Here is a 21,674-nt window from a genome sequence, read left to right on the forward strand (position 1 = left end):
GCGGGTTCGCCGCGCACGGCTGCGCGGCATAGAGCGTTGTTAATCCAGCTCTATCTCGTGGCTTTGAAGGTAATCGCGGTTCATTTCGACGCCGAGACCAGGTCTCGGTGTAAGCTTGAGGCTGCCGTTCGAAACATCGAGTGGCCTGTCGATGAGGTGATCGTATTTGCCCAGGTTCCACTCCGAGGTTTCGAGTTTGTAGAAGTTGGGAACGGTCATCATCACCTGTGCTCCTGCAACCACGTTGATCGGTCCTGCGGCGTCGTGCGGCGAGACCGGGATGTAGTAGGCTTCGCACAGGGCAGAAATCTTCTTGAGTTCGGTAATGCCGCCGGTCCAGGTGACGTCAGGCATGATGTAGTCGGCGAGCTTGTTTTCGAGCACCGGCACGAAATCCCACTTCGTGTGGCCGCGCTCGCCCCACGAGATCGCGGCACTGACCTTCTCCCGGACCTGCTTGAGGGCGTTGAGGCTCTCGGGCGGGCAGGGCTCCTCGAACCAGTCGATCTGACCGGCTTCCTCGAGGCTCCGACAGAGGCGAATGGCGGTGGGAACGTCGAAGCGGCCATGCGCATCGATGAGAATGTCGACATCAGAGCCCGCCGTTTCGCGGATGAGTGACGTGAGTTCGGCGGCCTCGCGCTCGTCCTTGCGGGTCATGCTGCCATCAAGGTAGCCGTCCCGCTGTTCGCGGGACTGGCCATCGGCGGTGCGGCCCTGGTGGGGAAAAGGATCGAACTTGAGCGCCGTGTGGCCGGACTCGACGATGTCTCTAATTTCGCGGACCGCAGCCTCCTTGCTGGTAAATTTGGCCTGGTTGGGATGGGTGTAGAGCGCGATTTCATCGCGTACCGGTCCGCCCAACAGCTCGTAAATCGGCTTACCAAGAACTTTGCCTCGGATGTCCCAAAGGGCGATGTCGATGGCGCTTACGCATTCGACTGCGGCGCCGCGACTGCCCATATAGGTGAAGCTGCGGAATATCTTGTGCCAAAGATATTCGATACGCGCCGGGTCCTCGCCTGTTACCGCGGCACCGATCTGCCGCAGCATCGTGCAGAGGGCGCGGTTGGCGAGCCTTGTCGTGGTGGTGATCTCTCCCCAGCCGCTCACCCCCTCGTCGGTTGTCACTTCGACGAACAGAAACTCTCCCCAATAAGAAGCATCGGATCTGATTAACCACGGCCGAACGCTGGTGATTTTCATCTCAATTGCCTTTGTCTGAATTGGCCGGGAGAACGATATTCCCGGGCCTTGCAGTCTATCCTGCCCGAGCCGCGTTCCGCGCCCGCATGTGTTCGAGGATGTGCCGGCCGGAGCCTTCGACATGGCGTGCAATGAGTTCGCCTGCCTCGTTGGCGTTTCCCGCTTTTACATGCGCAATGAGTTCGCGATGCTCGCTCAGGATCGCGGCACGCCGGGCGAGCGTGAAGTTGAAACGCCGGCTCACGGCTCGAAGCACTTCGCGATGCTTCCACCAAAGCTCGGCGGCGTGGCGGTTGTAGTGCCTTTGGTACATTATGGTGTGAAAGGCGGTGTCCAGCTCGCTGTGCCTCAACGTGTCGGCGAAGTCGTTCTCTTCAATCAGGCCTTGGATGCGTTCGAGTTCGGCAATGTCCTCGACGGTGGCCATATTCACGAACCATCGCGTCAGGGCCGGCTCGATCAAGACTCCGATCTCGTAGATGTCCCGAACAAAATCCTGATCGATGGGCCGGACGCGCGCTCCGCGGTTGGGAACGAAGGTGACGAAGCCCTCTCCGCGCAACAGTTGCAGAGCCTCGCGCACGGGGTTGGTCGAAGTGCCGTGGCGCCGAGCGAGATCGGTGACCACAAGCCGTTCGTTGGCAGCGAGCCGCCCCTCGATGATGTCTTCCCTGATCAGTTGATAAAGCGAGGCACCCTCGCTGGAGGCCCCGATAGCGTCAATCCCTTCGGGCGGCTGCGCTTTAAAATCGCTTGTTTCGGCCAAGGCTGTCCCCAATAAATACACATATTGCTCGGATATCACGCGATCTTTCCATAAACAATGTACGATTTCGCTAGTTGACAGGCAATCTATGATCTGAAAACGTATGATAAGCTCGAAAGGATACATTTGGCCGTAAATGTCCCGCGGCCGCGAGCAAAGACCGCTCGCCTCGACGCAGAGCGGCATGGGAGAGAACCTGGAGGATACCTATGACGAGGATTTCACTCGGCGGTGCCGTCCTGCGCGGCACTGTCTCTACTGCTTTGATGGTATCGTTGATGTCCGCGTCTGCGCTGGGTGCGCCGGTCGACTTGAGCAAGTGGTCGCCGGAATATGTGCGCTCCATTGCCGGCACGCAGGATTTTGACACGGCGGGCGATTGCGCCAAGGTCACCCCGCTCGACTACAAGGGGCGACTGACTTTCTGGTATCAGGGCGTGTTCGAGGGCGACCCCGACCTCCTGCGCCAGTATTACAAGGAGTTCTTCGAGACCTTCCGCAAAACCTATCCAAATATCCAGCTTGAGGAACAAGCCCTCACCTATAACGACCTTCTGGACAAGTTCCGGACCGCGCTCCTTGGCAATGCAGCGCCCATGGCGGTCCGCCTGCAAATCCTGGGCGGCACCGAGTTCGCCTCAAAAGGCTATCTGCAGCCGCTCAAACCCGAGGATGTCGGGTATTCGACCGAGGACTTCTGGCCGGGCGCAATGAAGGCCGTGACCTGGGAGGACGTGACCTACGGCATTCCCACCAACAACGAGACGATGGCGTTCATCTGGAACGCCGATATCTTCAAGCGGGCAGGCCTCGATCCGGACAAGGCTCCGGCAACGTGGGACGATGTCGTCAAGTATTCCAAACAGATCCACGACAAGCTCGGCATTGCCGGTTACGGCCTCGTGGCTCGCAAGAATGCCGGCAATACGCCGTATCGCTTCATGCCGCAGCTGTGGGCCTATGGCGGCGGCGTCTTCGACGAAGCCACCGCGAGCCCGACCTATAAGCAGGTCGAGCTCAATAGCCCGCAGAGCAAGGCGGCGCTGCAAGCCTCCTACGATATGTATGTTCGCGACAAGTCGGTTCCGGTTTCGGCACTCACCAACCAGCAGGCAGATAACCAGCCCCTCTTCCTCGCTGGCCAGCTCGGCATGATGATCTCGCACCCGTCCGACTACAACGTCATGCTCGACCTGCAGAAAAAAGCGACGGCTACCGACAAGGACAAGGCGCAGACCGTCATCGACAACATGCGCTACGGCCTGATCCCGACCGGCCCCGATGGCAAGCGTGCCGTCGTGTTTGGCGGCTCGAACATTCACATCCTGAAGCCCGAATATGTCGAGGGCGGCAAGGTGGACGAGCCGGCTGCAAAGGCGATCATCTGCATGTGGACGAGCCCCGAATGGTCGCTGAAGATGGCCTATGCCGGCTCGAACCCGGGAAACCTCAACGGCTTCAAGACCAAATGGATGAAGGAACGTCTTGATAACATCAAGTTCCTCGATGTCACGACCTCGATGCTGCCATACGGCATCCCGTTCCCGGCGCTGCCACAGTCCCCCGAGATCATGAATATCATTGTCCCGGACATGCTGCAGAATGCCCTGACCGGAGCCATGACCGTCGACCAGGCAGCGGACGACGCGGCCAAGAAGGTAAAAGAGCTGATGGACGGCGGACTCTAGTCCAGGCCTGACCACGACCTGACCGGCTGCGCCGAGAGTGCAGCCGGTTGTTCCCAAGAATAAGGGCACGCCACAGTGACGATCTTGATCGGCAAGGCAGAGGCTCGCCGAAGACTTCAACCCGATAGGTCCGGCATCCTGCGAAAGATTTGGGAGCATCGCGCTGACTACGCGTACGTGCTTCCTGCAATCGCCGTGATGCTCATCGTCATAGCCTATCCGATCTACTACACGATCGAGCTGTCGTTCTTCAATACACCGCCCGGCCTGCAGCTCCGCGACAAGATTTTTATCGGCTTCGACAATTACACCGCCATCCTCACAAGTCCGGTGTTCTGGAAGGTCACCTCCAACACTCTAATCTGGACACTGGGATCCACCTTCATCGCATTTGTCCTGGGGTTTGCCTGCGCCCTGGCGCTCCATCGGGATTTTGTCGGCCGCGGCATCCTGCGCGCCATCCTGATCATTCCCTGGGTCATCAGCGCGGTCGCCGCGTCCTATATCTGGAAGTGGATCTACCATTCGGACTTTGGGATCATCGGCGCGGTGCTGGTCGGCCTCGGATGGGCCGATCGGCCGCCGAATTTCATCGACAGCGTCAGCACGGTGCTGCCCTCGCTGATCGTCGTCAATATCTGGCGGGAGTTCCCGTTTGCCATGATCATGATGATGGCTGGCCTGCAGACGGTTCCCGACCAGTTGCTGCGCGCCGCAAAGGTCGACGGAGCCAATGCATGGCAGCGATTCTGGCACGTCACTTTTCCGCACTTGAGAAACGTCTCGACGGTGACGATCCTTCTGCTGGCCGTGGCCAACTTCAATTCTTTCATCATCCCCTGGATCATGACCGGCGGCGGGCCGTCGAACGCATCGCATATCTGGATCACCCACATCTATGAGCTCGCCTTCGGACGTCAGCGCTGGGGGGTGGCATCAGCCTATTCGGTGCTGCTGTTCCTGATCCTGATGTCGCTCGGCTATTTCTATGTCCGGGCGCTGAGCGGCAATGAGCAGAAGGACGCGAGCCAATGAGCACAATTGCACAGACTGCTCGTCAAGGCCAGGCGCGTCGCCATAGGCGCTTCGATGGGTGGCGGTGGGGCGGACGCATCTTCCTGGTGTTCATGCTGCTTTACACCGCATTGCCAATGATCTGGATGCTAATCACCTCGATCAAGTCCGGCTTCGCGGCCATGCAATTCCCGCCACAGTGGTGGCCGGACCAGCCCACGCTGGCAAGCTACCAGAAGCTGCTCGATCCGCAAAACAGCGTCGGCCAGGACTTCCTGCGTTTCTTCTGGAACAGCCTTTTCGTCTCCATGGCTACGACCATCCTTTCGGTGATCGTGGCGGTTCCTGCGGCCTATGCGTTTTCGCGCTTCACCTTCCCGGGCCGGAACTTTCTGTTCTTCGCCGTCCTGCTTCGCAACATGTTCCCCGCGGTGATCTTTCTCGTACCGCTCTTCATCCTGATGCGGGCGATCGGGCTGGTGAACACGCATGGGTCGCTCGTTCTCACCTACCTCACATTCGGCTTGCCGCTGGCAATCTGGCTCCTCAAGGGCTTCTACGACAACATCCCGGTGCAGCTCGAGCAGGCGGCGCGCATCGATGGAGCGACGCGGTTCCAGGCCTTTCTCCTGATCGTGATGCCGCTCTCGGCGCCGGGAATCATCGCCACGGCGATCTACTCCTTCATCGGCGCTTGGAACGAGTACATCTACGCCTACACCTTCCTCTCCAAGAACGAGCAGTTGACCCTGCCGGTCGGCATCCAGCGCTTCTTCTCTGAAAATACGACGGACTTTCCGGGCCTGATGGCCGCCAGCTTCATGATGAGCGTGCCCGTCGTGGTGCTGTTCCTCGTCCTGCAACGATACTTCGTACGCGCCCTCACGGAAGGCGCAGTCAAGCACTAGGGAGTTGCCGGTGGCCCACGTGGTCCTCAAAGATCTTGTCAAGACCTATGGCAGCTTCAAAGCTGTCAACGACGTTTCGCTGACGGTCAACGACGGCGAATTCGTTGCGCTCGTCGGCCCTTCAGGCTGCGGCAAAACAACCACGCTCAATCTTGTAGCGGGGCTGATCCCCATCACATCGGGCGACATCGTCATCGGCGACCGGGTGGTCAATGACCTGGACCCCAAGGACCGGGACATCGCAATGGTGTTCCAGAACTACGCGCTTTATCCGCAAAAATCGGTCTATAAAAATCTGGCGTTCCCGCTGCAGATGCGCAAACTGCCAAGGGACGAGATCGACAGGAAGGTCAAGGAAGCAGCGCGAGTGCTCGACATGACGCAGCTGCTCGAGCGAAAGCCGCGCGAACTTTCGGGCGGACAACAACAGCGCGTGGCCCTGGGCCGCGCTCTCGTTCGCGATCCGGCGGTATTCCTGATGGATGAACCACTCTCCAACCTCGATGCAAAGCTGCGCGTGCAGATGCGGTCGGAGATCAAGCGCTTCCATCAGGACCTCAAGGCAACGATCATTTATGTGACGCACGACCAACTCGAAGCCGTGACCATGGCGGACAGGATGGCGGTGATGAACGGCGGCTACCTGCAGCAATACGATTCACCGGCGCAGGTCTTTGCCCATCCGGTGAACATGTTCGTCGCCAGCTTCGTCGGCAGCCCGGCGATGAGCCTTGTTCCGCTGGAGGCATCCACGGTGGGCGGCAATACTGTGTTGACCAGCGCGGAGGGCTGGAGCCTCGAGCTCTCGCCACACAATGCCCAGAAGGTCGCGAGGGCGACCACCAAGAAAGTCGTGCTCGGCGCACGTCACTCGACGATCAAACTGCACAAGAGTGCAGTGCCTGGAAGCATTCCCGCCAAGGCCTACACGGTGGAGCCAACGGGAGACGTCACCTTCGTACAGGCGTTCCTGTCCGGCGCAATCGTCAACGTCAGCGTGCCGCCGACCATTGCCGTCGCGCCGGACGAAATGATTTGGCTCGAGTTCGACCAGGAGCGAATGCATCTCTTCGACGGCGAAACAGAAATGGCCCTCAAGGCCCACTGAGACAGAGTCGATACGTCCGGAATGAGGGTGTGGATGACCACGAAGCTTAAAATCACCGCTATCAAGCCCTATCCAGTATGGGTGGGAACACGCAACCAGATGCTCGTCAAGGTCGAAACCGACGAGGGCGTCTTCGGATGGGGCGAGAGCGGCTTGAGCGGTCGCGAGAAGGCCGTGGTTGGCGCGATCGAGCACTATCGGGAGTTTCTCATCGGCCGCGACCCGATGCAGATTGGTCGGATCTGGCAAGAAGCCTATCGCAGCCAATATTTCGAAGGCGGGCGCGTTCTGCAGGCGGCGATTTCCGCCATCGACATTGCCCTTCACGACATCAAGGGCAAGGCGCTGGGGGTGCCGGCCTACGGACTGCTGGGCGGCAAGCAGCGCGACCGAATTCCTACCTTCGCCTCGACCGGTGACGAGGCTGAGGGCGATGTTGCGATCGAACGGGCCCGCGAACTACGCGCACAGGGGTGGCAGGCGATCCGCTTCTTTCCCATCGGGCAAAACAGCAAGGACATCTTCGAGCCGCGCGAATCGATCGGCGTTACCGCAACGATGCTGAACAAGGCGCGCGAGGCGCTGGGCGACGACGTCGTCCTCGGCATCGACTATCACCATCGGTTGTCGGTGGCAGAGGCGGCCAGCTTCTGCAACAAACTCGGCCGTGGCGTGCTTGATTTCCTCGAGGAGCCGATACGGGACGAGACACCGGAGGCCTACGAATCCCTGCGCACGATGACCGACATCCCGTTCGCCATCGGCGAGGAATTTGCCAGCAAGTGGCAGTTCCTGCCCTACATCGAGCGCGGCATCCATCAGTTCAACCGGCTCGATGTTTGCAATGTTGGCGGGCTCACCGAAGCGATGAAGGTGGCTGGCTGGAGCGAGGCGCATTATGTGGACCTGATGCCGCACAATCCTCTTGGCCCAGTCTGCACGGCCGCGACCATCCATTTCGCCGCCGCGGTGGCGAATTTCGCTTGGCTTGAGACCAGGGTGCCCGAAACAAAGCTGGGCTTCGACAATTCCGACTTCTTCCCCGTGCAGCCACGGCTCGACGGCCCTGACTATCCGGTCAGCGATCTGCCGGGGCTCGGCGTCGAGGTCAACGAAGAGGCGGTCAAGGCGGAGAGCTTTCGTTTCTGGGAAGCGCCTCACCTGAAGCGCCGCGACGGTTCGGTTACGAACTGGTAGTTTCATCCAGCGGAGACTGAAATGACGCATACTCCCGACATTACCCGACCGCCCAAAGAGCTGATCGACGCACTGAAGGAAATCGGCGCCGCGACCGTTGCCGGCACGCTCGGCCACATGGGTTTCCGCAATCCGCACATGGTGGGTCCCGTGGCGCAGAACCACGGGAAGTCGATCGTCGGGCCGGCGCTGACGCTCCAGTTCATGCCGCAGCGGCCGGACCTCTTCACCGAGGGAGAATATGCCGATCCGGAGACGCAGTTGCACCGGCACGTGCTCTATCACGCGCAGGAGGGCGATGTGGTCGTGGTCGACGCGCGCGGCGACATGAGTTCGGGGGTCTTTGGCGATATGATGTCGACGTATTTCAAAGGCAGGGGCGGCGCTGGCATCGTAATCGACGGGTGCATGCGCGATCGGCCCAATGTCGAGAAGCTAGATCTCCCCCTATGGCTGCGTGGCTGGACTCCCAACTACCATGTGCAGACCAGCATCTATCCCAATGCCGTCAACGTTCCGATTGCCTGCGGCGGTGTCACGGTAATCCCCGGCGACATCATCGTCGCCGACGATGACGGGGTGGTGGTGCTTCCCGTCGCAATGGCCTCGAAGGTAATCGAAGAGTCGCAAAAGCATCACGATTGGGAGGAGTTCTCACGCGTGAAGCTTATGGAGGGAGGGTCGTTGCAGCGCTACTATCCTCTGCATGACGATGCCCGCGGAGAATACGAAGAGTGGCGCAAAACAAATCGCTTGGAGAACCGGAGTTAGCCTAACCTCTTCAAGGGTGGCGTGAGCGACGGCGGCTTCCGGCGGCAATGCAAGCCCGATGGCCATCGGCTGAGCGGCAAGACGGGAGCGCGGAAAATGCGCCCTCGTCGGCATATCGCAGGCTTCGATCAAACTCGACACCATTGACCATTTTTTTAACAGTTGTGACTACTGTGATGGCCTGGCGCGATCAACGACTGCTGCAGGCCAAGGGGAGGGGTCGCGCCGGAGAATGAGCCAATTTCCTGGGGCGGGGGCTAGTTTATGGCGCTGATTGATCGACTGTTGCAGCGTATGCGGATCGTGACCAAAGTCCTCTTCTTCGTGGTGCCTCTGGTCATCCTCATCGCCGGCATCGGTCTTTTCGGTTATTTCACCGCCGGTACGCTCAATGGCCAGATGACCCTGACCCGGCAGACGATCGAAACCCTTTCCAGTTTTCAACAGCTGCGATCCTCTCTGGCGGCCTTTACCGATCTCCCGATATCGGCCACGCGCGAACGATTGATCGCCAGCATCTCCGAGCAGCAGAAGGGAGCGGCGACGCTTGATGCCATGTTGATCGATCCGGCGCAGAAGCAGCAGATTGCTGCCGTGCGCGAACTCGGGGCTAAGATGCAGGGCGGCGCCGATGCGCTTTGGGCTGTGTCACAGGAGCGTGTAAATACCGAACAGGCGATCGACGACGCGGTGGCCGGGCTGTTCAAGGAAAGCCAGACGGCGCGCAAACAGCTCGACGTTCTCCAGGATCAGGCGAATGGCAAGGAGACCTTCGTCCGGGCGCTTCTTCTCGATGCTTCAGTCTACAAGAATCTCGCGCAACGCATTGCAAAGTTGCGTAAGGCCACCGCGCAGGCCACCGCCCCCGCGGATATCACCGGCGCTCTCGGCAGCCTCCTGCCGCCGCTCGTCAAGGAGGCCGGCGGCAGCGCCGCGCTCGCCTCCGACAAGGCCAAAAGCCAGCTTGCCGCGCTGAAGCCGGTATTGGACAAGCTCGCCGCGATAGCCAAGGACAGAGCCAGCCTTACGCTCGACAGCTACGCTCCTGTCGACCAGGAGCTGCAGGGCTTCGAGGAGAAGTTTGGAAAGCTTGCCTCTGGGAATGCGGATACTGCGATCGAGCGTTTTGTCGGCATGGATGCGAGCATCGCCACCCTTCGCTCGATGGTGGCGATCGTCAATACCGCATTCAAATCGATTGACGATCTGCGCCTGCACTTAAGCGAACTGAACAGGCGAGTCGATGCCGAGGCGCGGGATGCCGTTCTCGCCGATCTCAAGGCGCTGCGTGAAAGCGCTGCTCAACTCGTACCCTTGAGCGGGAAAAACGCCGCCTTGCAGGATCTTGCCAAGAAGATCGAGCCGTCCCTTGCCTCGATCGAAATGGATAGTTCGCTTCTGATATCGATCGCCGACCGGTGGCGCGCGGACAAGGAGGCGGCGACCGCACTGGTGGCCGATGCGAGCCACACGCTCGAGCAGTTCGTCAGCACGGCACAGGAGAGCGGCAAGCAAATCAGCCAGCGTTCGGCGACAATGTCACTTGCGGCAATGATTGCGGGCACGGTGCTTGCGATCATCGGCGGCCTCATGCTGATCGAAACGCTGCGCGGGCCGCTGAAGCGGATCACCCAGACGATGATGAGACTTGCCGACGGCGATCTGAACATTTCCATCGGTGACGGCAAGCGCGGCGACGAGATCGGCGACATGATCCGGTCCGTGACTGTCTTCCGCGACCAGGCGCTGGAGAAGACCAGGCTGGAAGAGCTTGCCGAAGCAAACAGGGCGCGGGACGAATTGGAGCAGGCCCGTCGCGCCGCCGAACAGGCGCGCATCGAGGCGGAACAGAGCGAGGCTTTGAACGCTCTGTCCGATATGCTCGGCAAGCTCGCCAATGGCAATCTCGCCGCAGAGATGAGCGAGGATCTGGCCGCCGATTATGTCGCCATGGCCCGCACCTACAATCACGCCATCGACGCGTTGCGCCTGACGGTCGCCGAGGTTCGCAACTCGACCTACGAGATCGCCGAGGGCAGCACCAATCTTTCCGGCGCCGCCGACGATCTGGCCCGCCGCACGGAACAGCAGGCGGCCTCCCTCGAGGAGAGTTCGCGGGTGCTCGGCGAACTCACAGCCAGCGTGCGGACGACAGCCGAAAACGCGCGCCAGACGTCGCTTTCGGTCGCCGAGGCGCACCGCCAGGCGGAGCATTCCGCGGCCGTCGTCGCCAAGGCCGTCGATGCCATGGGCGCTATCAACCGGTCCTCCGAAAAAGTCAGCAGCATCATCGGCGTGATCGACGAGATCGCCTTCCAGACCAATCTCCTCGCCCTCAATGCCGGCGTCGAGGCGGCACGCGCAGGAGAGGCCGGCAGAGGCTTTGCCGTGGTTGCTCAGGAAGTGCGCGAGCTTGCTCAGCGTTGCGCCAAGGCTGCCCGCGAGATCAAGGATCTCATCTCCACCAGCGCATCGCAGGTCGGCGCGGGCGTCACGCTCGTCGAGGAGACCGGCCAGGCGCTGTCGGCCATCATGGAACACTTCACCTCGATCAACGGGCTGGTGCAGGTCATCTCGGCTTCCACGACCACGCAATACAAGGGCATCGACGAGGTCAACAATGCCGTTCGCGACGTCGAGCATATCACCCAGCACAATGCTGCGATGGTGGAGGAAAACACCGCGGAGATTCACCGGCTTCGGCAACAGGTCGAAGTCTTGAACGAAAGAATTTCCCACTTTCAGACCGCCGATGGCCGCAGGACATCGCCCGCCGCCCGCCGGCCGATGTCGCTGGTCTCGTGAGGGATGACTTCGGGAATCTCGCCGGAGGTGATTGCCCAAGCGTAACGCGTGCCTGCCATTGCCGCTTTCAGGCCAATGGTTATGGTTCCTGTATATGCTGCGATCCGGACAGGGATCATTTCTGCCACCGTCGAGGTCCGAGCCGGGGTGGCCGAGCCGTTTAGAAATCGGCCACTTTGCCCCAGGCGGATCCCCCGAAGCGCTCGGGATGGTAGGGCCTGGGATCGACGATCGGCTCGTCGCCTGTGACGATATCGGCAATCAGATGGCCGGCGCCCGGCCCGATGCCGAAGCCGTGGCCGCTGAAGCCCGCAGCAAGGATGAAGCCGGGCAAGCTGGCGATCTCGCCGATCCCCGGCACGCCGTCCGGCGTGCTGTCGATATAGCCCGCCCAGGCCGCTGCGATCTTGGTCTCCTTCAAAGCAGGCAGAAGCTCGAGCGCCCGTGCATGCGTCAGCGCAACGGTCGCCTCGTCGACCAGCGGATCGAGGATGCGCATGCGCTCCATCGGCGTCGGTCTGTCGAGCCGCCAGCGTGCCAGAGATTCGTGACCCGAGCGAAAACCCTCCAACCCGCCTGGTTTGAGACTGCGCCAGCGCCGGGCGAACATCGGCAGGAACTGCCGCGCGAAGCGGAACTGCTGTGGCGTCGGATCGACGCGGGCGCGGCCGCTGATCGCCAGCGTATGGCCGCCATCGCGGCGTCGCGTCACCGACACCGCTGATGTATGCAGGGCATCCGGCAGGCCGCTAGCGCCCGGGGATACGGAGAGGATCGAGGAGCGTATCGAGGCTTGCGGAAATCGAATGCCGAGTTGGCGGCAGAAGGAGGAGGCCCAAGCGCCGCCGGCCAGGATCGCGATTTTCGTCCGGATCGTGCCATGCTCCGTGACGACGCCGGAAAGCCTGCCGCCTTCGACGTCGAGGCCGCGGGCCGCACAGGACTGATGCACCGTGCCGCCGAGTTTCAGGATCGCACGCGCGACGGCCGGCGCAGCGCTCGCCGGATCGGCCGTGCCGTCGGTCGGCGAAAACACTCCGCCTTTCCATGAGACGCCGGTGGCACGCCCGCGTTCGCTCGCCTCGGCACTGCTCAGCATGTGCGTTGTGACGCCGACCGAGCGGGCGAAATCGCGCCAGCGTGCCCAGCCGGACAGTTCCTCGTCGTTATTGCTCAGATAGAAGAGGCCGCAGCGACGGAAGCCCGTCTCCTCCCCGGTCTCAGTGGCGAAGCGCTCCCACAGGTCGAGGCTCTTGGTCGACATCGGCAATTCTCGGGCGTCGCGGTTCTGCTGGCGGCACCAGCCCCAGTTGCGGCTCGATTGTTCGGCGCCGATAAGGCCCTTCTCGACGAGGGCGACCTTCAATCCCCGCCGGGCGAGATAATAGGCCGCGAAAACGCCGACGATGCCGCCGCCGATCACCACCGCATCGGCAGCAGCGGGCAGTTCCGGCGTGGTGTCGACGCGATTGAGCGGTGCGGGCATGGGATGGTCTCCACTTCAGGCATTAAAGCGCCGCGCTTCTTTTCAGACGCGCAAAGGACGCTCTATCACCTGGATCTGCGCATAATCCTTTCCGAAATTCGGAATCGATTTTCGGGGTTATGCGCTAGTCTAGCGGATCCGCCGCCACGCCTTTGCCGGAGATCAGCCGGCGACAGCAGAAGATTCCGTCTTGTGGGGAGACCCGCAGCCGTTTGTGCTTCGGCCTGTCCCGCAACATGGTCGACAGCTCTTCCCTATGTGTTAAGGTCGGTGTTGAAAGTCGCGGCATAATCTGCTGCGTCGTTGGCGATCTCAAGCAGCGAAGGCGTGCGATGAAACTCGACCGGATCGACGTAAAAATTCTCTACGAGCTGCAGAAAAATGGCCGCGTCACCAATGTGGAACTCGCCGAACTGGTCAATCTGTCGCCGAGCCCCTGCCTGATGCGGGTGAAGAAGCTGCAGTCGGAAGGCTATATCGAAGGCTATTCGGCCCAGATCAACGTCAGCAAACTGGGGCAGACGCTGACCGTGTTCACCGAGATCACCCTGAAGAACCACCGGCAGATCGACTTTGCCCGCTTCCTGGCGGCGATCGAGAAGGTCGATCAGGTGATCGAATGCCATCTGGTTTCAGGCGGCTACGACTATCTCTTGAAATTCGTCACCGCCGGGATCGACGAATACCAGACGATCATGGAGCGCCTCACCGACATGGACGTCGGCATCGACAAATATTTCAGCTTCGTCGTGCTGAAGTCACCGATTATCAAGGCCCACATGCCGCTCACCACCTTGTTTCCGCTTTAGCCGGCGAGAAGGACCGCGGCGGAGCTACGCTCCTGAATGACGACTGCATGTTCTGTGGTTCGCAAACTCCCCTTGGCCGAGTGTCCCAACGCAATCTTTCAGGGTTCCGGACCGACCTCACACAACTGCATCATCTATCCGATCCATCGGTCCTGCGCAGCTGCCGAGTCTCTCTGTCGCAGGTTGTTCTCCCCATAATGGAAAGCTTCATACTGGTTGGAAGGACTTGCGACAGAATTTCGGGCTTGGTTTCCAAAGCCATATTCGCTGCCACTTGCAGATCTCGTGCCTTGGAGCCCAGGCGGTTCAACACGACCTGACCGGGTGGGCGCTGGATCTGGCCGGCACGTCCTCTCGAAGCAGAATCGGCGCTCAGTGCCGGCAATAGGCACGCACCAGTTCCGGATCCTGCTGAAGCCCATCGAGCCAGGCCGGATCGAGCGTCGGCACCGATGAGAAGAGCAGTTGCGAATAGGGATGTTGCGGCGCGTTCACTGTCGAGGACGTGATTTGCTCGACCTTCCGGCCTCCATACATCACGACGATCTCGTCGCAGATCGCCTCCACCACCGAGAGATCGTGGCTGATGAAGATGTAGGAAAGGCCGAGTTCGCGCTGCAACTCCTTGAGCAGGTCGATGACCGCGGCGGCGACCACCGTGTCGAGCGCCGAGGTGATCTCGTCGCAGAGGATCAGCTTCGGATCGGCGGCGAGCGCCCGGGCGAAGTTGACGCGCTGCTTCTGCCCGCCCGAAAGTTCTCCCGGCCGGCGATGGCGCAGATTGCGGGGCAGGCGCACCATGTCGAGCAATTGATCGATGCGGGCATGTCGCGCTTGTCGATCCATGCGGTGGTAAAAGACCAGCGGCCGGGCAAGGATGTCCTCCACCGATTTTGCCGGGTTAAGGGCGGTGTCGGCATATTGGAAGACGATCTGCATCTCGCGCAACTGATCGCGCGAGCGCTCGCGGGCGTTGCGGCGCAACTCCGTGCCGTCGAAGACGATCTTGCCGACCGCGGCCGGCAGGATGCCGGCGATGGTGCGGGCGAGCGTCGACTTGCCGCAACCGGATTCTCCGATGATGCCGAGATTGCGGCCTTTCTCCACCTTCAAGCTCACATGCTCGACCGCACGAACGAGCGGGAGGCCATCGGCCTGGCGCTGCCCGTAGCCCGCGACGAGATCTTCGATCTTCAGAAGCGGCGCCGTCTCGCGCTCGATGGGGGCTGCTGCGGCGCGCAGTTTCGGTTCGAAGGCTGCGAGCAGCTCTCTGGTATAGGGGTGCTTCGCATGGTTGAGGATCTCTTCGGTGGTGCCTGTTTCCTGGGTCTCCCCGCCCTTCAAGACCACGATGCGGTCGGCGATCTGGGCGACGACGGCAAGGTCGTGCGAGACGTAGACGCCCGATATGCCGCCCTTTTTCATCACCGATTTGAACGCGCGCAGCACTTCGATCTGGGTGGTCACGTCGAGCGCCGTCGTCGGCTCGTCGAAGATGACGAGGGTCGGATCGCCGATCAGCGCCATGGCGGCGGCCAGACGCTGCAACTGGCCGCCGGAAACCTGGTGCGGATAACGGCTGCCGATCGTCTCGGGTTCCGGCAGCGACAGCGCCCGGAAGAGCTCGACGGCCCGGGCACGCGCCTCGTCCGGCGACATAAGCTGATGAATACGCGTGACTTCGATCACCTGATCCATGATCGTCGTGGCCGGGTTGAAGGCGGCGGCGGCCGATTGCGGGACGTAGGCGACTTCGGTGCCGCGCACCTTGGCGCGCTGCTTTTCGCTGAGCCTGACCATATCCTTGCCGCCGACCGAAACGCTGCCGCCGGAGATGCGACAGCCCGCGCGGGTATGGCCCATCAGGGTCAGCGCGATGGTTGTCTTGCCCGAGCCGCTCTCGCCGATCAGCGCGACGATCTCACCCTCGGCAACGTCGAGGCTGACACCCTTGATGATCTCGACGCGCCGGCCGGAATCGGTGGTGGCCTCGACTTTCAGGTCACGGATTTCGATGAAATTGCTCATGACGCACTCCGGTCGCGGATCTTCTGCGGCAGGTTGTCGATCAGCAGGTTGATGCTGATCGTCAGGCTGGCGATGGCAAGCGAGGGAAACATCACCGCCGGCGCACCGAAGGGCAGGCCGCCGATGTTTTCGCGCACGAGAGCGCCCCAATCGGCATAGGGCGGCTGGACGCCGAGGCCGAGGAAGGAAAGCCCGGAGAGCAGCAGAACGATGAAGACGAAGCGGATGCCGAGATCGGCAAGCACCGGCCCGACAATGTTGGGCAGGATTTCGGAGCGAATGAGATAGAGGGTGCTTTCGCCGCGGATGCGCGCGACGGTGATGAAATCCATCGCATTGATGTTGACGGCGAGCGCCCGCGCGAAGCGGTAGGCGCCGGGGATGTAGATCACCGACAGCGTCAGGATCAGAACCGGGACCGAAGAGCCGACGGCAGCAACGACCACCAGGCCGAACAGCTTGCTCGGAATGGAATTGAGGGCGTCGAGGAAGCGGCTGAGGATCGTGTCGAGCCAGCCGCCGGCGACCGCTGCGATCATGCCGAGCACCACGCCGCTGAAACAGGCGATCGTGACCGCCGCCAGCGAGATGCCGACCGTATAACGCGCGCCCATCAGGATCCGCGAGAGCATGTCGCGGCCGAGATAATCGGAGCCGAGCCAGAGTTCCCGGCTCATCGGGCCGAAATAGTCGAGATCGACGATCTCGCCGACGGGGTAGGGGATGATCCAAGGCGCGAAGATCGCGACGAGCGCCCAGGAAAGGATCACGGTCAGGCCGATCGCGCCGACGATGTTGAAGCGATAGCCAAGCCGGGTTCCGGACAGCCGGTCGGACGTGGTCTCGGAGCTGGTCATTGTCATCGGAGCCTCGGGTTGGAAAGGATGGCGATGATATCGGCGATGGTGATCAAGAGCAGATAGCCAAGGCAGAAGATCATCGCGCAGCTTTGGATCAGCGGCAGGTCGCGGGTGGCTACGCCATCCAGCATCAGCTTGGCGATGCCGGGATAATTGAAAATGGTCTCGACGATGATGACGCCTCCAAGCAGATAGGACAGCGAAAGGGCGACGGCATTGACGATCGGGCCGAGCGCATTCGGCAATGCATGGCGAAAGACGATGCGCGGCCGCGAAGCGCCCTTGAGCAGGGCCATCTCTACATAGGGCGTGGCGAGCGTCTCGATCACAGCCGCGCGGGTCATGCGGATCATCTGGGCTGAGACGACGAAGGTCAGCGTGATCACCGGCATGGCATAGACGCGCAAGATGTCGCTCAGGCTATGGACCTCATTGGCCAGGGAGAGCGCCGGCAGCCATTTCAGATAGACGGCGAAGATCAGCGCGGCGGAGGTCGCGACCATGAACTCCGGCACGGAGATGACGCCGATCGTGATCACCGTGACGACCCGGTCGTAAACCGTACCGCGCAGCATGGCGGAGGTAATCCCGAGCGTGAGCGCGATCGGCACGGAGAAGAGCGCGGTGACGCCGGCAAGTTTCAGCGTGTTGACGAAGCGGCCGGCAATGAGCGCAGTAACCGGCATTTCGTTGGCGTAGGACGTGCCGAGATCGCCTTGCAGCAACCCGACGACCCAGCGCAGGAAGCGGAAGAGGGCCGGCTCGTCGAGATGCATGGCCTTGCGCAGGCCTTCGACGGCTTCCGGCGTGGCGGCCTGACCGAGCAGGATGGTCGCAGTATCTCCGGGCAACAGCGTTGTCGCGAAGAAGACGGCGAAGGAGACGATCACCAGGGTGATCAGGGCGATGAGCAATCGGCTCAGCACCAGGGACAAGACCTGGTTGTTCACGGACGCCTCCTTGTTGCGTTTCGAGTTCAGTTCCGGAAGAACCGGGGCTTGGGCTGCAGCCCCGGTTCCTTCATTTTATCAGGCTTCGAGCCAGACGTATTCCGCGAAGGCGTATCCCATCTGGCCGCCGAGCGGGTTGGGCTCCAGACCCTTGAGCTTGGCGGCGGTGGCATCGACGTTCGAGAGATAGGCCGGGATGATCGTGCCGGCTTCGTTGGCAATCATCACCTGCATCTCGTCGTAGATCGCCCGGCGCTTCTCCTGGTCGAGCGAGCCTCGCGCTTCGATCAGCATCTTGTCGAACTTCTCCGACTTGTACTGGCTCTCGTTCCAGGGGGCCTGAGAGGAGTAGAGCAGCGAGAACAGGATGTCCGGCGTCGGACGAGGATTGATATTGCCGAAGTGGATCGGCGCCTTGAGCCAGTAATTGTCCCAGTAGCCGTCGGAGGGAACGCGCTGGACATCGAGCTTCAGTCCGATCTCGGCGCCTGAAGCCTGAATGATCATCGCCATGTCGATCGAGGAGTTGGCCGCCTCGGAAGCGATCACCGGAATGGACTGACCAAGGACGCCGGCCTTGTCGAAATGGAACTTCGCCTTGTCGGGATCGAAGGCCCGCGGCTTCAGGTCGGCATTGCGGTAGAAGTTGGCGGGGGAGACCGGCTGGTCGTTGCCGACTTCACCGAGGCCGCGCAGCACCGACTTGACGATCTGCTCGCGGTTGACGAGGTACTTCATGCCCTCGACGAAGTCGCGCTTGCTGCCGGGATCCATGTCCAGCCGCATATTGAGGTTGGTATAGTTGCCCGAGGTGGTTTTCGACAGGAAGAAGCCCTCTCCCTGGGCCTCGACGAGCCGCATAGAGCGCGGATTGATCGACGCTGCAAGGTGGATGTCGCCCGACAGCAGCGCGTTGACGCGGGCATTGTCGTCGCTGATCGCGAAATATTCGAAGGAATCGACGTTCGGGCCGGATTTCCAGTAGTTCTTGTTCTTGATCCCGACCGAGCGAACGCCCGGCTCGAACACTTCCTTGACAAAAGCGCCGGTGCCGTTGGCCTTGGTGAAATCGGTCGTGCCGTCGGAAACGATCATGAAGTGATGCATCGACAGGATGGTCGGCAGGTCGGCATTCGGATCTGCAAGAGTGATCTCGACGGTCTGTTTGTCCACGACCTTGAAGCCGGTCATCTGGGCGGCGATCTTGGCGACCTTCGAGCCGACGGATGGGTCGAGATGACGCTTCAGCGAGAAGACCACGTCGTCGGCGGTCAGCGGCTTGCCGTCGTGGAAGGTTACGCCCTTCTTCAGCTTGACCGTCCAGGTCTTCGCATCCTTGGATTCGATCGCTTCAGCAAGCTCCATCTGCGGCGTGCCTGATTTGTCGAGGAAAGTCAGGCGGTTATAGAAGGAGCAGCACCGGACATAATCGGTGGAGAGCGACGCCTTGGCGGGGTCGAGTGTATCGGCCGTGGAGGACGACCAGCCGGCCGCCTTGAGCGAGCCGCCGGAAACGGGCGTGGCGGCGAGCGCCTTGCCGGCGCGGCCAAGCACGAGCCCGCCGGCTGACATGGCCACGCCGCCCGCGAGCATCATATGCAGCAGCTCGCGGCGGGTCGCGCCACGACGGATGGCGGTCTCGATCATGGCGTCGTCGGATCTGGTCCAATTGGTGATCTTGTCGTTCATCTCATTCCCCTTTTCTTGTGTGGCGGGCTGCCCGTTGCGGGCAGGCCCGATCTGCTTTCAAAGTTAGGCGCGCGCGGCGGCCACGGCATCGGCAAGGCCTGCCATGGACGTGAAATGGTAATCGGGTTTGGTGAACTCGGCCGGCTCGATCGTGCCGCCATAACCCTTCTCGGCATGGCGCCGCTCGATCCAGCAATTGGTCAGCCCGAGTTTCCGGGAAATCCCGATATCGTGGTACTGGCTCTGGGCGACATGCAGGATGTCGTCCTTCGAATGTCCTTCCGAGGCGACGTAGGCGAATACCTTCTCGAAGAATTCGGGATCGGGTTTCTCGGTCCCCGTATCATCCGCGGTGAAGGCGGCATAAAAAGGATTGCCGAGTTCCTTCTCGAAGAAATCGAATGCCCAGCGCCGGGCGTTGGTCATCGCCACGAGGCGATAATCCTTCGAAAGTTTTGCCAGCGCAGCGGCGCTGTCTGCGAAACCTTTCCAGCCCTTGGCCGAGTCCCGCAGCCGTTCGCCGTATTTCTTGTCGGCGGGCAGGCCGAGCTTCGGCGCGATCGCGAGGTAGACGCGCACGAGGTCGTCGGGAAAGAGGTCGGCATTCTCGGAGTAGCGGGCCGCGCGGTAGAGGCTGAGCGCCTGCTCGCCGTCGACTGCGCCTCCCACCTCAGCCGCAATCTCGGCGAAGCAGGTCTTGAGACCGCCTTCGAAGTCGATGAGCGTGCCGACGACGTCGAAGGTCATATATTTGAATTCCGGAAGGCTCTTGCTCACGTGAATTCCCCAGTGTTCGGCTCCGGTGGGAGCGCGGCTTGTCGAAGAAGAATATTCTGTTCCCGTCGGCGGGATCGTTGTCCCGCTCTTGTGTCGAAGGCCCGTATTGCCGGGATCCGGGCCTTTCGTTGATTTCAGTGTGTCACCTGCACCGCGCCGGATTCTCCGAAAAGGCGTCATGAGGCGGCAGAAAATACCGAATCTGACCGTTTCGCGATATTCTCAGGCCTGCAGCGCCCGGCGCACATCCGGGTCCTCCAGCGTCTCGTCCAGCGTGATGCGGGTGCGCTCGACGATCGCGTCTATCTCCGTTTCGGTGCAGCAGAGCGGCGGCGCATAACCCAGCACGCCATTGCCGAAGGCGCGAATGACGAGGCCGTTCTCCCAGGCGCGGTCGAAGATGCGGCGGGCGGGTTCGGCGGATGCCGGCAACGGCGTCTTGTTCACCTTGTCGACCACCAGTTCGACGGCGGCCAGCATGCCGCGGCCGCGGACGTCGCCGACGAGCGGATGATCCCTCAGCGACTCCAGTCCCTGCATCAGCCGTGCGCCGGCCCTGACGCCGTTTTCGAGAAGGCCGTTTTCGTAAAGCTTCAGGACTTCGAGCCCGACTGCGGCGCTGACGGGATGGGCCGAATAAGTGTAGCCGTGGCCGACGGCGGCAGCGCCCGCACCCTCGGCAATCGTTTCATAGACGTGATCGGACATGAAGACGGCGCCCATGGGGACGTAGCCGGAGGTGAGGCCCTTGGCGGTCGTCATGAAATCGGGAACAATCCCATCCTCGCTGCAGGCAAAAAGCGGGCCGGTGCGGCCAAAGCCGGTGATCACCTCGTCCGCCACGAACAGGATGTCGTGCTGGCGGCAGAATTCGCGCATGGCCTTCATCCAGCCTTTCGGCGGCACCAGCACGCCGCCCGAGCCCTGGATCGGCTCGACATAGAAGGCGGCGACGCGGTCCGGCCCGATTGCCTCGACCTTGCTTCTCAGCGCGGCAAGCGAGGCGTCGATGATTGCCTGCGGACTGTCGCCCGCCGGGTTGCGATAGGCGTAGTGAGACGGAATTTTATGCTGCCAGTCGAAGGGAAGACCGAAGCCGGCATGGAAGGCGGGCAGCGCGGTCAAACCCGCGCCGACCGTCGAGGAGCCGTGATAGCCCTGTTCGACCGAGATGAACTGATCGCGCTGAGGCTGTCCTCGGGCATTCCAATAGTAGCGGATGAAGCGGACCGTGCTGTCCACCGCGTCGGAGCCGCCGAGCGTGAAATAGACATGGTTGAGATCGCCCGGCGCGCGGTCGGCGAGTTCACCGGCAAGCCGGATCGCGGGCTCGGAGCCGAGGCCGAAATAGGCCGTCGCATAGGGAAGCTCGCGCATCTGCCGGGCCGCCGCCTCGACGATGCTTTCGTGGCCGTAACCGGCATTGACGCACCAGAGGCCGGCGAAGCCGTCGATCAGCTGCTTGCCCGATGCGTCGGTGACCGTGGCGCCCTTGGCCGAAGCCAGCACGCGCACGCCAAGCTTTTCATGGCCGCGATAGGAAGCGACCGGATGAATGAGGTGGGCGCGATCGAGTTCGATGAGGGAATTGCTGTACATGAAGATCTCCGGA

The 21,674-nt window shown here is 61.5% G+C and carries 17 protein-coding genes; 8 read left to right on the forward strand and 9 right to left on the reverse strand.

Annotation, left to right across the window (positions count from 1 at the left end; all coding sequences use genetic code 11):
- Positions 1–39: 39 nt before the first annotated feature.
- Together FHX10_RS33680 and FHX10_RS33685 are read right to left on the reverse strand one after the other, a co-directional pair.
- On the reverse strand, positions 40–1,206 hold the full coding sequence (locus FHX10_RS33680; protein WP_184390752.1) for a mandelate racemase/muconate lactonizing enzyme family protein: 1,167 nt from the start codon (positions 1,204–1,206) through the stop codon (positions 40–42).
- Positions 1,207–1,261: 55 nt separating this feature from the next.
- Complete coding sequence (locus FHX10_RS33685; protein ID WP_028757005.1) at positions 1,262–1,972, reverse strand: GntR family transcriptional regulator; 711 nt, start codon at positions 1,970–1,972, stop codon at positions 1,262–1,264.
- 209 nt (positions 1,973–2,181) lie between these two features.
- On the opposite strand from FHX10_RS33685, the gene FHX10_RS33690 reads away from it, so the two are divergent.
- The 7 genes from FHX10_RS33690 to FHX10_RS33720 all read left to right on the forward strand — a co-directional run bounded on the left by FHX10_RS33690 (position 2,182) and on the right by FHX10_RS33720 (position 11,463).
- Complete coding sequence (locus tag FHX10_RS33690) at positions 2,182–3,660, forward strand: ABC transporter substrate-binding protein (RefSeq protein ID WP_028757006.1); 1,479 nt, start codon at positions 2,182–2,184, stop codon at positions 3,658–3,660.
- Positions 3,661–3,735: 75 nt separating this feature from the next.
- Positions 3,736–4,695 carry a carbohydrate ABC transporter permease gene (locus tag FHX10_RS33695; protein ID WP_080759980.1) on the forward strand — a complete coding sequence of 320 codons (960 nt, stop codon included), beginning with the start codon at positions 3,736–3,738 and terminating at the stop codon, positions 4,693–4,695.
- Positions 4,692–5,582, forward strand: coding sequence for a carbohydrate ABC transporter permease (locus tag FHX10_RS33700; protein ID WP_047619606.1), 891 nt, complete (start codon positions 4,692–4,694; stop codon positions 5,580–5,582). Before FHX10_RS33695 ends, FHX10_RS33700 begins: the two co-directional genes overlap by 4 nt.
- Before the next feature lie 10 nt (positions 5,583–5,592).
- On the forward strand, positions 5,593–6,690 hold the full coding sequence (locus FHX10_RS33705) for an ABC transporter ATP-binding protein (protein ID WP_047619671.1): 1,098 nt from the start codon (positions 5,593–5,595) through the stop codon (positions 6,688–6,690).
- 33 nt (positions 6,691–6,723) lie between these two features.
- A complete protein-coding gene (locus FHX10_RS33710; RefSeq protein WP_063473480.1) occupies positions 6,724–7,887 on the forward strand; it encodes a mandelate racemase/muconate lactonizing enzyme family protein in 1,164 nt (387 codons plus the stop codon).
- A gap of 21 nt (positions 7,888–7,908) precedes the next feature.
- Entirely contained in the window at positions 7,909–8,658 is a 750-nt protein-coding gene (locus FHX10_RS33715) for a ribonuclease activity regulator RraA (RefSeq protein ID WP_047619610.1), read from the forward strand.
- A gap of 264 nt (positions 8,659–8,922) precedes the next feature.
- Positions 8,923–11,463 carry a methyl-accepting chemotaxis protein gene (locus tag FHX10_RS33720; protein WP_063473481.1) on the forward strand — a complete coding sequence of 847 codons (2,541 nt, stop codon included), beginning with the start codon at positions 8,923–8,925 and terminating at the stop codon, positions 11,461–11,463.
- A gap of 160 nt (positions 11,464–11,623) precedes the next feature.
- Here FHX10_RS33720 and FHX10_RS33725 read toward each other — a convergent pair whose 3' ends face one another.
- Positions 11,624–12,949 carry an NAD(P)/FAD-dependent oxidoreductase gene (locus FHX10_RS33725; protein WP_063473482.1) on the reverse strand — a complete coding sequence of 442 codons (1,326 nt, stop codon included), beginning with the start codon at positions 12,947–12,949 and terminating at the stop codon, positions 11,624–11,626.
- A gap of 332 nt (positions 12,950–13,281) precedes the next feature.
- Between FHX10_RS33725 and FHX10_RS33730 the strand changes: the two genes are divergently transcribed.
- Positions 13,282–13,758 (forward strand): Lrp/AsnC family transcriptional regulator, encoded by a 477-nt coding sequence (locus tag FHX10_RS33730; protein ID WP_047619615.1) that lies wholly within the window; start codon positions 13,282–13,284, stop codon positions 13,756–13,758.
- Positions 13,759–14,130: 372 nt separating this feature from the next.
- On the opposite strand, the gene FHX10_RS33735 is transcribed toward FHX10_RS33730, so the two are convergent.
- The 6 genes from FHX10_RS33735 to FHX10_RS33760 form a co-directional block, all read right to left on the reverse strand.
- Positions 14,131–15,786: an ABC transporter ATP-binding protein gene (locus FHX10_RS33735; RefSeq protein WP_047619617.1), complete on the reverse strand. Its 1,656-nt coding sequence runs from the start codon at positions 15,784–15,786 to the stop codon at positions 14,131–14,133.
- Positions 15,783–16,649 (reverse strand): ABC transporter permease, encoded by an 867-nt coding sequence (locus tag FHX10_RS33740; protein WP_048338745.1) that lies wholly within the window; start codon positions 16,647–16,649, stop codon positions 15,783–15,785. Before FHX10_RS33740 ends, FHX10_RS33735 begins: the two co-directional genes overlap by 4 nt.
- Entirely contained in the window at positions 16,646–17,596 is a 951-nt protein-coding gene (locus FHX10_RS33745; protein WP_047619621.1) for an ABC transporter permease, read from the reverse strand. Before FHX10_RS33745 ends, FHX10_RS33740 begins: the two co-directional genes overlap by 4 nt.
- 78 nt (positions 17,597–17,674) lie before the next feature.
- Positions 17,675–19,285: an ABC transporter substrate-binding protein gene (locus FHX10_RS33750; RefSeq protein ID WP_047619623.1), complete on the reverse strand. Its 1,611-nt coding sequence runs from the start codon at positions 19,283–19,285 to the stop codon at positions 17,675–17,677.
- 63 nt (positions 19,286–19,348) lie between these two features.
- Positions 19,349–20,062, reverse strand: a complete 714-nt coding sequence (locus FHX10_RS33755; protein WP_063473483.1) for an HAD-IA family hydrolase — start codon at positions 20,060–20,062, stop codon at positions 19,349–19,351.
- 222 nt (positions 20,063–20,284) lie between these two features.
- Positions 20,285–21,661 (reverse strand): aspartate aminotransferase family protein, encoded by a 1,377-nt coding sequence (locus FHX10_RS33760; RefSeq protein ID WP_063473484.1) that lies wholly within the window; start codon positions 21,659–21,661, stop codon positions 20,285–20,287.
- Between the last annotated feature and the right edge of the window lie 13 nt (positions 21,662–21,674).

Source organism: Rhizobium sp. BK591 (genome assembly GCF_014195045.1).
Taxonomy (GTDB): domain Bacteria; phylum Pseudomonadota; class Alphaproteobacteria; order Rhizobiales; family Rhizobiaceae; genus Rhizobium; species Rhizobium anhuiense.

Excerpts from the sequence above, each read along its gene's own strand:
- FHX10_RS33750 (WP_047619623.1), bottom strand. The coding sequence starts at position 19,285 with ATGAACGACAAGATCACCAATTGGACCAGATCCGACGACGCCATGATC.
- FHX10_RS33740 (WP_048338745.1), bottom strand. The coding sequence starts at position 16,649 with ATGACAATGACCAGCTCCGAGACCACGTCCGACCGGCTGTCCGGAACC.
- FHX10_RS33725 (WP_063473482.1), bottom strand. The coding sequence starts at position 12,949 with ATGCCCGCACCGCTCAATCGCGTCGACACCACGCCGGAACTGCCCGCT.
- FHX10_RS33690 (WP_028757006.1), top strand. The coding sequence starts at position 2,182 with ATGACGAGGATTTCACTCGGCGGTGCCGTCCTGCGCGGCACTGTCTCT.
- FHX10_RS33680 (WP_184390752.1), bottom strand. The coding sequence starts at position 1,206 with ATGAAAATCACCAGCGTTCGGCCGTGGTTAATCAGATCCGATGCTTCT.
- FHX10_RS33715 (WP_047619610.1), top strand. The coding sequence starts at position 7,909 with ATGACGCATACTCCCGACATTACCCGACCGCCCAAAGAGCTGATCGAC.
- FHX10_RS33720 (WP_063473481.1), top strand. The coding sequence starts at position 8,923 with ATGGCGCTGATTGATCGACTGTTGCAGCGTATGCGGATCGTGACCAAA.
- FHX10_RS33700 (WP_047619606.1), top strand. The coding sequence starts at position 4,692 with ATGAGCACAATTGCACAGACTGCTCGTCAAGGCCAGGCGCGTCGCCAT.
- FHX10_RS33735 (WP_047619617.1), bottom strand. The coding sequence starts at position 15,786 with ATGAGCAATTTCATCGAAATCCGTGACCTGAAAGTCGAGGCCACCACC.
- FHX10_RS33760 (WP_063473484.1), bottom strand. The coding sequence starts at position 21,661 with ATGTACAGCAATTCCCTCATCGAACTCGATCGCGCCCACCTCATTCAT.
- FHX10_RS33710 (WP_063473480.1), top strand. The coding sequence starts at position 6,724 with ATGACCACGAAGCTTAAAATCACCGCTATCAAGCCCTATCCAGTATGG.
- FHX10_RS33730 (WP_047619615.1), top strand. The coding sequence starts at position 13,282 with ATGAAACTCGACCGGATCGACGTAAAAATTCTCTACGAGCTGCAGAAA.